This is a genomic window from Saprospiraceae bacterium (genome assembly GCA_016714025.1).
Classification (GTDB): Bacteria; Bacteroidota; Bacteroidia; order Chitinophagales; family Saprospiraceae; genus Vicinibacter.
In genome coordinates, this window is record JADJOB010000002.1 from 376058 (window position 1) to 389496 (window position 13439).

At 35.7% G+C, this 13439-nt stretch carries 10 protein-coding genes; 6 read left to right on the forward strand and 4 right to left on the reverse strand.

Going from position 1 to position 13439, the window contains the following annotated elements; all coding sequences use genetic code 11:
- Nucleotides 1-79: 79 nt before the first annotated feature.
- Nucleotides 80-2899 (forward strand): excinuclease ABC subunit UvrA, encoded by a 2820-nt coding sequence (gene uvrA / locus IPJ80_04870; protein ID MBK7912812.1) that lies wholly within the window; start codon nt 80-82, stop codon nt 2897-2899.
- A gap of 140 nt (nt 2900-3039) precedes the next feature.
- Here uvrA and IPJ80_04875 read toward each other — a convergent pair whose 3' ends face one another.
- A complete protein-coding gene (locus IPJ80_04875) occupies nt 3040-5223 on the reverse strand; it encodes a T9SS type A sorting domain-containing protein (GenBank protein ID MBK7912813.1) in 2184 nt (727 codons plus the stop codon).
- A 351-nt stretch (nt 5224-5574) separates the two neighbouring features.
- On the opposite strand from IPJ80_04875, the gene IPJ80_04880 reads away from it, so the two are divergent.
- From IPJ80_04880 to IPJ80_04900, 5 genes are all read left to right on the forward strand, one after another.
- On the forward strand, nt 5575-6393 hold the full coding sequence (locus IPJ80_04880; GenBank protein MBK7912814.1) for an ABC transporter ATP-binding protein: 819 nt from the start codon (nt 5575-5577) through the stop codon (nt 6391-6393).
- Nucleotides 6394-6411: 18 nt separating this feature from the next.
- The gene (locus IPJ80_04885; protein ID MBK7912815.1) at nt 6412-7188 is read left to right on the forward strand and encodes a hypothetical protein; all 777 of its coding nucleotides are present in this window, start codon (nt 6412-6414) and stop codon (nt 7186-7188) included.
- 1 nt (nt 7189) lies between these two features.
- A complete protein-coding gene (locus tag IPJ80_04890) occupies nt 7190-7561 on the forward strand; it encodes a GntR family transcriptional regulator (GenBank protein MBK7912816.1) in 372 nt (123 codons plus the stop codon).
- A complete protein-coding gene (locus IPJ80_04895; protein ID MBK7912817.1) occupies nt 7558-8310 on the forward strand; it encodes a DUF2807 domain-containing protein in 753 nt (250 codons plus the stop codon). Before IPJ80_04890 ends, IPJ80_04895 begins: the two co-directional genes overlap by 4 nt.
- Before the next feature lie 409 nt (nt 8311-8719).
- Entirely contained in the window at nt 8720-9517 is a 798-nt protein-coding gene (locus tag IPJ80_04900) for a hypothetical protein (GenBank protein MBK7912818.1), read from the forward strand.
- A 196-nt stretch (nt 9518-9713) separates the two neighbouring features.
- Here IPJ80_04900 and IPJ80_04905 read toward each other — a convergent pair whose 3' ends face one another.
- From IPJ80_04905 to IPJ80_04915, 3 genes are read right to left on the reverse strand one after another with little or no spacing between them, the layout of a single operon-like run.
- Nucleotides 9714-11096: a hypothetical protein gene (locus IPJ80_04905; GenBank protein MBK7912819.1), complete on the reverse strand. Its 1383-nt coding sequence runs from the start codon at nt 11094-11096 to the stop codon at nt 9714-9716.
- Nucleotides 11083-11640, reverse strand: coding sequence for an RNA polymerase sigma factor (locus IPJ80_04910; GenBank protein MBK7912820.1), 558 nt, complete (start codon nt 11638-11640; stop codon nt 11083-11085). The genes IPJ80_04905 and IPJ80_04910 overlap by 14 nt, the downstream gene beginning before the upstream one ends.
- A 28-nt stretch (nt 11641-11668) precedes the next feature.
- Complete coding sequence (locus IPJ80_04915; protein MBK7912821.1) at nt 11669-13417, reverse strand: hypothetical protein; 1749 nt, start codon at nt 13415-13417, stop codon at nt 11669-11671.
- Nucleotides 13418-13439 lie beyond the last annotated feature (22 nt).

Genomic DNA, 13439 nt, shown 5'->3' on the forward strand with positions numbered 1-13439 from the left:
TGCCAATCCGTGGTAGTTTTTTCAATCTTATTTAAATAATTGCTCAAAAAACCGTCTTTTTGCAGGTTGATTCGGATCCATGTCAAAACCCCTAAACCCAAAAACAAGCCAATTTATTGAGATTAAAGGCGCCCGATCCAATAATCTCCGGAATGTGGATGCCTTGTTACCTAAATCCAAACTCATTGTGGTAACCGGAGTGTCTGGTTCCGGAAAATCTTCTTTAATCATTGATACGCTCTATGCAGAAGGGCAGCGTCGGTATGTGGAAAGTCTCTCCGCATATGCCCGTCAATTTTTGACCCGAATGAAAAAGCCTGAACTGGATTATATCAAAGGCTTGTGTCCCGCAATTGCGATTGAGCAAAAAGTTACCTCAAGCAATGCTCGTTCTACGGTGGGCTCACTCACAGAAATTTATGATTTTTTAAGGCTCTTGTATGCCCGGTTGGGAAAAACCTATTCTCCGGTTTCTGGCAAAGTAGTTAAAAAACATGAAGTAAAAGATGTGGTTGATTTTATTGTTCAACAAGAAACAGACACTAAAATTTATATCTCCTTTAATTTACAACAAAATTATCCAGATAGAAGCCTCCAACAGGAATTAGAAATTTTGCTTCAAAAAGGATTTAACCGCATTTTTTGGAATCATGAACTTCAGCTGATTGAAGATTTGCTGGTTTCAAAAAAAAATATTAAACATAAAGTCACACATTCGGATTATAAATCCTTCTTTATTGTAGTGGATCGTTTAAAATTAGCTGCAATGGATGAGGATATGCAAAAGCGAATTGCCGATTCCATTTTAACTTGTTTTTCTGAAAGTCTGGGAGATTGTACACTTATATTAAATGATGAAAAAATTCTACATTTTTCATCGCGCTTTGAGTTAGATGGAATAAAATTCCCGGAACCAAGTCCACAGTTGTTTAATTACAACAACTCTTTTGGTGCATGCCCTGTATGTGAAGGATATGGACGTATCATTGGAATAGATGAAAATAAAGTGGTGCCCAATAAATCTAAAACAGTTTATGAAGGTGCTATCGCTTGTTGGTCTGGTGAAAAATCCAGTGAATGGCTAACCCCGCTTATTCAAATCGCTGCTAAAATAAAATTTCCATTACACGTTCCCTATCGTGATCTGAGCGATGCACAAAAAGAAATTTTGTGGAATGGCATTGAACAATTTCAAGGCATCTATGCCTTTTTTAAAGACCTCGAAGAAAAACTTTACAAAATTCAAAACCGGATTATGCTTGCCCGCTATCGCGGGAAAACACATTGTACGGCATGCAAAGGGGCGCGATTAAGAAAAGAAGCGCTATATGTAAAGTTTGCAGAAAAAAATTTCCGGGATTTAATGTTTATTCCAATTGAAGATTTATTAAAATTTTTTAAAACATTAAAATTAGATCCCGGTGATTTTGAAATCGCAAAGCGCCTGTTGCTGGAAATTACCAATCGATTGGAAGTATTGGATAAAATCGGATTATCCTATTTGACCCTTGACCGACTTTCGAGTACTTTAAGTGGCGGAGAGTCGCAACGCATTCACCTAACACGTACATTAGGATCCAACTTAACATCTTCACTTTATATATTAGACGAACCCAGTATTGGTTTGCATCCAAAGGATACCGCAAAATTAGTTGAAGCCTTGCATCATCTTCGTGACCTGGGCAATACGGTCATTGTAATTGAACACGAAGAAGAAATTATAAAAAATGCAGATGAAATTTTGGATATCGGTCCTGGTGCCGGAATTCATGGTGGAACTGTAGTTTATTCTGGATCGTATAAAGAATTTTTAAATCAAAAAACAAAAAATCTTACAGCTTCATACATTACTGGAATCAACAAAATACCGATTCCACTGGTTCGGAAAACCAATTCGGACCAAATTGTACTTGAAGATATCAACTTACACAATCTACAAAACTTAAAAGTTCATTTTCCGCTGCAATGCATGATTTGTGTATCAGGAGTATCGGGTTCTGGAAAAACCAGTTTGATCAAACATGTTTTTCATCCATTACTTCAGGCAAAATTGACGGATGAATTTCAAGCAGATCAAAATTTGGGTACACTAAGCGGTGCGTATAAACGAATCAAACAAGTGGAATTGGTCAACCAACAAGCTATTGGACGTTCTTCGCGCAGCAATCCGGCTACCTATGTCAAAGCGTATGATGAAATACGGGATATCTTTAAGCAACAGCCCTTATCTAAATTACGCCATTATCAACCCAAACATTTTTCTTTTAATGTAGAAGGGGGTCGTTGTGAAACCTGCAAAGGGGATGGTGAAATTATAGTTGAAATGCAATTTCTGGCAGATGTCAGTTTGATTTGTGAAGATTGTAATGGAAAACGATTTAGCAATGAAATTCTGGAAGTAAAATACAAGGATAAAAATATTTTTAATATTCTTGAAATGAGTATTGAAGAAGCATTGCAATTTTTCTCCGATAGAAAAGAACTTGTAAAAAAATTAAAACCCCTGAATGATGTTGGATTGGGTTATTTAAAACTTGGTCAATCTTCTTCCACCCTATCAGGCGGTGAAGCGCAACGTTTAAAACTGGCTTATTACTTAGGCTTGGAAAGCAGTTCGGATCATATCTTTTTCATTTTTGACGAACCGACAACTGGTTTACATTTTGACGACGTTAAAAAATTATTATTTGCACTGCACAGTTTGGTTGAAAAAGGTCATACCGTATTGGTTATTGAACACAACATGGATGTATTAAAAACTGCCGATTGGATTATCGATTTGGGCCCAGGAGGTGGTCGTCACGGTGGACAATTATTGTATGAAGGAAATCCGGAAGGATTGTTGAAAGTAAAAAATTCGCATACTGCATACTATTTGAAAGAAAAGTTAAAGGTTTAATCAATTAAAAATTAAGAGTTAAGAATTAAGAATTAAAAATTATGGGAGCTTAGCATAAACTTTGCGAATTCGCGGGAACAATTAGAAATTAAGAATTAAAAATTATGGGAGCGTAGTGAACATCTCGTGCACTCGCGGGACTAATTTCTTACAAATTTTGCGAACAGGTTTTTGTGTATGTCTATATAACTAATAAAATAGATGCCTTTAGTTAATACTTCTGAATTCAATTGAATCCGGCAAGAAGTATTGCTTAGTTGAATGATGTTTTCTACTCCTTGAATATTCCGTCCATGGATATCCAGTATTCGAAATCCCTGCACCGACTGAATGGGCTGATCCAGTGTAATGATCAATTCATTTTGTACGGGATTAGGATAAATTTGTATGGCTTGAATACCTGGTTCTTGTAAATCAATATTTTTTGTTGGGAGTGGACTGAATTTTAATATTCGGGAAGAGAATTTAAATTCACCAACCCACAATGCATTGTCTAAACTCAATAAGGTGGAAGGCATAAATAATCGGTCGTTGCCAATGGCCGCTTGAGTATTTTGAAAATTGGATTGTCCAAGCACAATCACTTTTGAAAAATCACCCGCATCTTCTATGTTTTTCCATAATAATACCTGATGAAGTCCTCTGTTTGCAACAGCAAGGCTTCCCTGAAATGAAATTGCAGACGCAACTAAATTCAAACGATTGGTTCCAACGGCACTTACAATTTTCCAGGGTATTTTATTTCCCTGTTTGAGATCGCTTATTTTAAAAATTAATATCTGCGAAGGCGGACTTTCAGAACAAACAATCAGGTAGGTCCCATCGCTGTGCATTTGGTTGAATTGAAATCCTGGAAATTCTAAAGACAAAAATGGATTTTCGTTTGAGGTTTTGGGTAAGCCATTCCAGATCCAGATTTTTCCTGCCCGGTCTGCTAACGAGAAGAAATCCGCATCCAATGCAACCCCTCTTAAATCATTGAAAATTGCAGTACCTAAATTTTTTTGAAAAATCTGTTCTGGTTTTAAATGAAGTTTTTCGAGATCGTTCCAAATGCAAATTTTTTGAACACCTACTGTGATAAATTGATTTTTAAACAGTGCCTGATCCCAACAAAACCCATCATAGGCAAGCATGGAATATTTATGATCTGGTAAGATTCCGGATTGGGTAGGAATTTGATTATAAATATAAATAGCACGGTCAAAATCAGAAGTGACGATCAATTTGGATCCATCGCTGGTAATATTTGGATTCTGAATATAACCAAAACTATCCAGTGTATTTATATTAAAATCATATGAGCCCAGTGCCCAATCCGGTGGTTCTTTATCGTTGTTGGGAATCTGATTGTAAACGAGTATGTTATTGCCGTTGTAGTTATTTATATAAATGCGGCCATTGGCTTCAACCAGGTCTGGTCCGTCGCCATTTTTATAATACGGGAATTGAAAATTCAAATCAGCTAATTTGTTATTGGTTCCCGGGATTGTATTATACAAGTAGTAACTCAAAATTCCTCCAAGTATAAATTGCCCGGTATTGAGCTTAAGTCCTTTTATCCATTCATCCTGGTAGTAGTCATAGTTTTGATTGGCTTGTGTTGGATAATTATACCAAAAAAAAGTTCCCGGTTTTCCATTCACTTTTGCATTATGATCTCCTACAAAGAAATAGGACTTCCCTTCCGTGCTGATATTTCTTGGGGTTCCAAATTCATTTAACGCAATGGTATAATCCGGTGTTTGAGCGCTGTGTGTTGGTAAATGATTCCAAAAGAGTATAGCCGCACCTGTGGTAGCTACCACAGCCAGTCGAGTCCCGTCAGTCCAAACGCCCCAGGGCCATTCATAGTGTTTAGAGCTACCATTAGGAGTTAATGAAGGCAAGTTTATTTCAAGATCTGCTGGTTCCCCATTTTGTTTAGGAAAGGACTTCCAGATTAATATCCGATCATTTTCTGTGTCTGCTACAGCAATTACCTGATTTTGGGTACTGACATTTCCAGGCCAATTCATTTGATGCAACCCGCTTCCGGGATTATTAGAACTAAAGTCAGCTTGACCCAATACCAAATCGGGTTCCTGATTCCAATGGTCCGGAGCATTCTTCCATATTAAAACCCGGTTATTAAACCGGTCGCATACCAGCAAGTTCGTTCCATCGCTGCTCAAACCGCTTGGGTGGTTAAATACCAATGGACCGATGCAATCATTAAATCCGGCGCCACTAATCATTAAATCGGCAGATTGACCGGTTGTAAACCAGTTTTGCTGACTAAAACCAGCAATTGTGCACAGACAAAACAAAATTGTAAAACGCATTTTCATAGATTTTAACTAGAAATCAGTGAATCCATCCGATAATGTCATGTACGAATCAGAATGCAATCGGGTTGGTTAAAGCTTTCAAATCTCCAGATTAGTCTGGGTTTCTTCAAAAACAAGTTGAGATTAGCTGTTGATATAATCAATGGAATAATGGACCGGATAGGTTTTTTCACATTTTTTAAAAATAAATTTTAAGTGTTTATTTTATATATATCTAATATTTAATTATTTATATATTATAATAATAAAAATGTAAAATATTTTTTCAAAATCACTTGGAAAATTAGATCCTTCTATTATACCTTTGTGGTGTACTATTAAACTAATACACTAAAACAATAGGATATGATACAAGTAAATGACCTGAGTTTCGGTTACCGCAAAAAACAAGCGCCTTTGTTTGATCATCTGAATTTGGATATTCAGGCAGGTACGATTTGTGGCATTCTGGGAAAGAATGGTGCCGGTAAAACTACTTTACTACGATTAATTTCGGGTTTGTTGTTTCCGGCCTACGGGACCAGCAACATCAATGGTTTTGAAAGCCGGGAGCGTCCGGTCGATATGTTGGCTGACTTATTTTATGTACAGGAAGAATACGTGTTTCCTGAATTGACTATGTATAAATACGTCGATCTCAATGCTCCTTTTTATCCAAGATGGGATCAGCAAAAATTTATTGAGATTGCTGCGGACTTTGAGTTAGGAGGAAATCGCAAAATCAAAGAACTGTCATTTGGTCAAAAGAAAAAATTCCTCATTGCGTTTGCATTAGCTACAGGATGTAAATTATTGATCTTAGATGAGCCCACCAATGGCATGGATATTCCTTCAAAAACGATTTTTAGAAAAGTAGTTTCTGCTTCCTTAGGTGATGACCAATGCTTTTTAATCTCCACACATCAGGTTAAGGATGTTTCAAATTTATTGGATCGGATCGTAGTGATCGAAGGAGGTAAGGTCATATTTAATCAAGATGTATTTTCTATCAGTTCGAAATACCGTTTCGATTTTCAAGCTGGTAACTCCTTGCCTTCTCAGTATCTGTATGCAGAAACAGTACCTGGCGGTCATATGATATTGAACCCGCAGGAAAATCAACAACAGGCAACAGATATCGATCTTGAAATTCTGTTTAATGCCATTATTTCTAAAGCAATTTAATCCGTTAAAATACCTAATATGAATTCATCATTCAGTTTAAAACGAATTGGCTGGTTATCGAGAAAAGAATTTTTCGAATCCTTTCTGCCGCATTTTAAAATCATGACCATCGTTGTCAGTTCACTTGTTTTACTCCGTTGCATTATTGAATACTTTAAAAAAGACATTGGTCCCGGAGTGGTTACTTTTGACTATGAAGGGGTATACATTGTTTTTGGTTTCATTTATACCATCAATTTATTTAGCGAACTTAAATTATTATCTACCCGCGCTGACTTTTTAAGTTTACCGGCGAGTACCGAAGAAAAAGTATTTACCAAATGGCTTTTTGGAAATGTATTCTACTGGTTGGGAGTCATCCTGATATTTACAGTATTTTTCCTGGTACAAAAATTAATTATTGGCTATGGAATGAATAAGCCTACTGAAGCATTCAATCTATTTTCAAAAACGAATCTAACTGGCTTGCATTACCTGATTGTTATTTTCAGTATATACTTTTTTGGAGCGGCAACCTTTAACACAGGAGCCTGGTACAAAGTAATTCTGTGGGGCATCGTGTTGAGTCTTGCTTATATGATTCTGATATTTTTATTTGCTTATGCTTTATTTCCAGAAATGCGGGCTGAATTACACGGTACAACCCATGTGAATTATGGGGTCAACAATGCACCGATAGATTTAATGCTCGAAGACTTCTGGATTATCAAATTTGCTAAATTCTTTATCCAATATCTTGCTGCACCTTTCTTTTGGTTTATGACTTATTTAAAAATTAAAGAAAAGGAGGTTTAATATGGAATTCAAAAAATCATTATCAATATTCGAACAAATAGGTATGTCTGTTCAGGAAAATATTATCAACCAGGATTGGCAGGAAGGAGAACGCATTCCCTCTGTTAGAGATTATGCAACCAGCATTCAGGTCAACCCAAATACCGTCATGCGCACGTATACCTTGTTACAAGACCAGGGTATCCTCGAAAATCGAAGAGGCATTGGATTTTTTGTTGCTCTTGGAGCTAAACAAAAATCAGTACAACATCGCAAAGATCAATTTGCTGAAGAGTTTTTGCCAGAATTATTCAAAAATATGGATCAACTCGGAATCAATTGGGATGAAATGAAACAATATTATCAGAATTGGAAAAATCAAAAGATATCATGAAACTAAGTACTAAATTATTACTGGCACTTTTTGGGACTACAATCCTGCTAAGCTTTATCACGATGTTTAAAATCCAACAATGGCATCGGGAATATGATAAAGGCATTTATAAAGGCAATGAAAATTGGATCGTAAAAGAATTTCCATTACAAGCTTTTAACAGCCTGGAAGTGGGCAGCCATTTTTCAATAGTTTGGCACCAGGGATCCCCCATGGTTAAAATTAAAATAGAAGAAAATCTTCAAAATTTAATCAAAGTAGATCAAACGGGAAACCATGTCTTCATCCATTATGACAGCCTGCCAAATTATCGATCCAACGGCAAGATTATCATCGATGTCTATTCACAAACTTTGGAAAAAATCCATTTAAAAGACTTTATGGAATTTAATGCGGCTGATACCATCCGGGGACCTAAACTAGAATTGGAATTGGAAGATCATTGTGAAGTCAACATGAAAATTAAATTGGATACGCTTCTATTAAATATGTACGACTTTTGTGAATTGAATCTTGCAGGACTATGTTCTACCAGTATCATTCGGATGAGTGGACATAGCCAATTGGATGGAGAAGAAACTAAACTTGAACAGCTTGAAATGCAAATGGATGACTTCACCCAAGCCAACATCCGGATTGAAAAGCTTATTAAAGCATCGCTAAAAGACCATGCTGAATTAGACTACAAAGGGGATTCAGTTGTAGCTGATATCAAAACACGCGATTTTAGCAATGTCAACTCAGATTAGAAAATTTCTAAAATAATTTGACAAAATATAGCCCCAAATCCAAAAATATTATTGGGAAGCGGGTCTAAAAACTTGAATACTTGAAATTTGGTAAAATTGTTTTTTACAGTATATTATTTTGTATAAACGGACATAATTAGGTTTTAACAAAATTTTAGCACTTAAATAATCGATTTTAAAAAATAAATAATAAGCTGTTATAAAAACAATTTCAGGGGTGCAACGTTTTTATAGTGTATCGATCTTTTTAAAGACATGGTACTGAAACCCTGAGAAATGAATTGCCTGGTGTACTGATTAGAACGGTCCCAGTTTTTAAAAAAAACGAATTTTATTAATCCGGATTGGAATAGGACTTCTATTTCGAAAGGGATGCTTTACAAAAATATTAAATATTAAAATTAGATATATGAAAACTCAAATTACAAAAGTTGCGATGATGGTAGGAATCTTTATGATCACCTTCGGAATGCAGTCGAATGCAGCAATTTTACCTTTAAATGGTCCTGAAATCATTAAAGGTGCAGAACTCACTTTTGCAGAAAACAAATGCCAGATCAAGGATTTTTCTGGTAAATTAAATAAGAAAGTACTCTTTTTAGCACAAGCTGATAATATGAAGTACTTATTTCGCAAAGATGGGATCTCTATGCAACTTGCTAAACCTGCCCAAACGATGGAAGTATTGTCTGATGATAAAGTAATCAGCATTCAGTCCCCGGCAGTATATCAAAAATTAGAAATCAGTTTTGAAGGAATGAACCGCGATGCAGATTTGTATGGTGCTGAAGAATTCAGAACGGTTACTTTTAAAAATGATATTAGCAATTGTCAAACCAGAAATTTCCGTAAATTATATTATACTGAAATGTATCCAGGAATTGATTTAAGATACAGCGATTTTGATGCCCGCTTAAAATATGAATTCATTGTGCAACCTGGTTTTAATTATCAGGAAATCCGAATGAAAATTGATAGCGCAAAAGAAATCAGTATCAATAATTTAGGACAATTGGTTATCAATACAACAACCGGCGATTTGGTTGAAGATGCTCCAATAGCCATACAGGATGGAAAACCCTTGCTGGTAAAATGGGTAGTTGACCAACAAACTGTAAGTTTCCGGGTTTTAAATCCGGATCCAGGAAAAGAACTTTACATACAATCCAGCTTTCAATTTAGCAGAAGTTTGGAACCAAAAATCTAATAGCAATCTTTTAGAATTTACATCTGAATCTGAAGATCTAAAAAAATTAAGGTGTAGCAAAAAAGGCAGCGTGCTGAAAAGTGGGCTGCTTTTTTATTTCTGATAGGCAACAATTTTGGAAATAAAACCAGAACCTCATAGTGCTCAAACATTTTATTCTTTCAAGCATGCCTGAAAAAATAAAAACCAAATTTCACTAAAGCTTGAATTTATAACTTAATTGAGCCCCTACTAAATTATACTTTTCCTGAATGTCACTATTTCTATTAAAGGAATTGAAATAGTTACTACAATTCACACTTAAAGAAATGGCATTTCGGTTCGTTAATAAATACGAAACACCAACTCCACCGCTCACGGAAAATCCCAATTGTGATTTTATTTCATTCTGGATTTCCGTATTGCGATTCTCCTTTGTCAGGTAATGGCCGCTGGCTCTTGAAAACAAATTACAGGCAATCGCTGCATTTGCAAAAATTGCCCATTTAGTGCTAAATGGCCTGGTATAGTTTACCCCAAGATTCCAATCCAGAAGATACATCCTTTGATAACTGGTTTGGCGCGTTGTGGTGACACGCCTTACATATTTATCTTCCTCGGAAAAACTGCTGGTACCAGCTAAACTAATGTGCTCGATGATTTGTCCGTTTGGAATCACGAGTTCTTCTAAACTCCTAAAGCTGCCTCTATTTTGAGAAACAATGTGTGTGTATCGAATGCCGCTAAATAATTCAAATTGCTTACTCAATGTTTTAGACAAACTAATTTCTGATTTTAATGCATATAAAACCTTTGTATTTCGAATCGAGGCTGAATCTGAATTAGTATTGAAATTGCGATTAACCAGATCCTGACCAAAGCCAATCTGCAAGTACCAGGGTTTTGTTATAGCTTGTGGTCGCAGGTTAACTTTTGGATTTGGTATCACGCTCAACTTCAACACTAACAAGGGTGAATGAAAGTTCAAGTCTGTCATCAAAACTGGTAATGAGTGCACCAATTCTTGACTTGTTTCAAATTTTGACTGAATTCCAATTTCAGTTTCTGTTTTAGCTATTTGTGAATTATTGGCTTGAGATAGGTCTCCAGAATTTTTTAGAATCCCGGTATTTGAGGATTTATAATTAACAGTAGATTCAAAATCTTTCACGCCCATGGTTTCAATTGACCTGGATTTATTCTGGTTCAGCTGTTTTATTGGAGGTGAAAATTTTTGTGTTAGCTCAGTCATATTTTCTTTAGGGTGTAATATTAAATTCGTTGATTGCTTTAATAGTAATTTTTCATTTTTGTCTGGATTAATTGGCAGGTTTGCCTTGTTGTTTGATTCTCTATTTCTTTCAGCAACTACGGTTTGAGTTGGTTGCGATTCTTTAAATATTTTATCAGCTTTATTTGCAGGATTTAAAAAATAATAAAGTCCAGCCATTGCAAGCAATAGCCCCATACCAGTCCACCAAAATATAAAACCACGTTTTGTGCGTTTCCTTTTCTGGATGTCCTTCCACAATTGTTCTGTATCTACCGGCGAACTGTGATTTTTCATCCGCTCTTTATATTTTAAATCAAACAGTTTCATATTTTTTTATTAGAACGTGATCCATTGTTTTAATTTTTTCCATCAGCAATTTTCTGGCTCGATTCAATTGGCTTCTGGAAGTTCCTTCATTGATTCCTAACTGCGCAGCAATTTCCTTATGAGAATATTCGTCAAAAACATACATATTAAATACTTCCCTACAGCCTTCCGGTAATTCGCACACGTATTTAAATAAGAGTTCCAATTGAAGGGTATCTAAAATTTCAGGTGCTATACCTTCCGGCTCCGAGGCAAATTCTGCAACAAATTCTATTTTTCGTTTACGCTTTTTTAGTTCTTTAAGCGATTGATTGACAACAATCCGATAAATCCAGGCTTCAAGCGGAGCAATTTCTTCCTGATACGTTTTTATATTATTAAAAATAGCGATCCAGGATTCCTGCAAAACGTCATAAGCTAAATGATCATCTGCAAGATACCTCCTGGCTATGCTGAGCATTTTGCCAGAAAAGAAATCCACCAGTTCTTTCTGAACTGATGGATTTCCTTGTTTTAGGGCTGCTATATAATGATTATCAAACAAACAGCTATTTTAATAATTATTTATCAATCTATGTTTTTATTCTGAACTTCCCTGAGACTGAATTTTGTCCTGATGTCCCCCAATATTTACCTATAATATATCCTCCGGTTAAATCAAATTGACTTATTTCAATATTTAGACATTGGGTACATACTAAGTTTAATGAAGTGCCATTTATTAAAGTGCCTACCAGATAAAAATTTAAGAATGGTGAAGGTACATTTAATCCATTGTAAACAAACCTATTGAAACTTTCAAGGCCAGAACCGTAAAAATAAAATGCGTATTCATTGGTAGCTAAACTATCCTGATAAATTCCTATACTAAGGATTCGTCCATCTCTTTTGTAATAATACTCCTGAGACCCATTATAGGATACACTGACGTATTCATCAAAAGCTGTGCAAATCGTTAAATTGGGAACTTGAACATTTTTTTGATTGGTTAATGTCAATGATGTTACTCCGGATTGCAATCCATTGGCATAATCAGCAGCTTCAAAACTGACCGGCTCACCTATGGTTAAACAATTGCTTGTAAAGTTAAAACTGCTGTCCGGATTTACAATTAAATACCTGACTCCCTGATTGGATGTGAATTTTACATAACTTGTTCCCAGATTATTAGGTGGACAAACTTCTACTTTTCCTGTGAATTCATACGTATTAATATTTTGATTATCAACTTGAATCATTCCCAAATCGGTATCAGAAGTTAAAACTCCCAAATTTGCTTCATACAATTTTACTTGCATAAACGTGTCACAGATTTCATTAATTTGAATTTTCAAGTCAACGCCAGCTGGGACTTTCCCTTCAAATTTACCATTTCCATCGGTAACGGCATAACCTGACGGACCACCATTTACAGTAACTGTTACCCATAGATTTGCAACTGTTGCTCCTTGCAAGTTTTTAACTTGTCCTTTAAGGTTTACGTAATTGCCTGGGACATCACAATTCCAAAAAGAGAAATGACTTACTTCAAACTCATAATTGGAATTGACTTTAATTGCTCTTCCCTCTTCTTTCCAAATTCCGGTATTGCTTTGCTCAGCAATATACCAAATAGGCAAACTATTCGGTGCATTTGAAACGATGCTGTTGTCGAGATGCATCGAAATTTTAACTTTTTTACCGGGAGCTATTTGAAGAGCTTGACCATTGCTACCATACAATTCAGTTGCAACCATACCAAAAGAAGTCAAGTAAACGGAATTCCCATCAATGTCATATGCCCTAAGGTCAGCTGGCATCATTGCTCCAAAAAGTGGACTTGTCGGATTTAAATGGCGGGCATAGATATTTACATCACCTTTATATTCCAATCCATTGGCATCTACTAAAGAATTTGCAGGGAATTGATAATTAATACCACTAAAAGAAACCGTAGATGCACTTTGGGATGCAAATTGCACAGAGGATCCTTTAGAAATTAAAAAGAGTTCGATAATCCCCTTATTTGGGTAAATCCTTTTGCCGGTTTTAAAATAAGCCGGATGAGTAATTTGCACCAGGTGGCCGGTATTTTTGAGCGGCACATTCTTTAAAAAAATCAATCCTTCAGTATTACTGGTGTATTGAGTCCCATCTAAGGTCATGACTGCACCAGAAACCAAATCGTTTTTCTCATTTCTAAGTACAATGATTGAATTCGTAGCAATGAGTTGAGTATACTTCTCAAATTCATCATTTACGGTAACTGATTTTTCATCTTTTCTGCAAGAATCAAAAATCAGCAAGCAAGCTAAAAAGCAAAGACATTTCCATGTTTTCATAATGTATTTTAATAATAATACC

What these genes read in the sequence shown, in the direction of transcription:
- uvrA (MBK7912812.1), top strand. Translation starts at nt 80, where the DNA reads ATGTCAAAACCCCTAAACCCAAAAACAAGCCAATTTATTGAGATTAAA.
- IPJ80_04875 (MBK7912813.1), bottom strand. Translation starts at nt 5,223, where the DNA reads ATGCGTTTTACAATTTTGTTTTGTCTGTGCACAATTGCTGGTTTTAGT.
- IPJ80_04880 (MBK7912814.1), top strand. Translation starts at nt 5,575, where the DNA reads ATGATACAAGTAAATGACCTGAGTTTCGGTTACCGCAAAAAACAAGCG.
- IPJ80_04885 (MBK7912815.1), top strand. Translation starts at nt 6,412, where the DNA reads ATGAATTCATCATTCAGTTTAAAACGAATTGGCTGGTTATCGAGAAAA.
- IPJ80_04890 (MBK7912816.1), top strand. Translation starts at nt 7,190, where the DNA reads ATGGAATTCAAAAAATCATTATCAATATTCGAACAAATAGGTATGTCT.
- IPJ80_04895 (MBK7912817.1), top strand. Translation starts at nt 7,558, where the DNA reads ATGAAACTAAGTACTAAATTATTACTGGCACTTTTTGGGACTACAATC.
- IPJ80_04900 (MBK7912818.1), top strand. Translation starts at nt 8,720, where the DNA reads ATGAAAACTCAAATTACAAAAGTTGCGATGATGGTAGGAATCTTTATG.
- IPJ80_04905 (MBK7912819.1), bottom strand. Translation starts at nt 11,096, where the DNA reads ATGAAACTGTTTGATTTAAAATATAAAGAGCGGATGAAAAATCACAGT.
- IPJ80_04915 (MBK7912821.1), bottom strand. Translation starts at nt 13,417, where the DNA reads ATGAAAACATGGAAATGTCTTTGCTTTTTAGCTTGCTTGCTGATTTTT.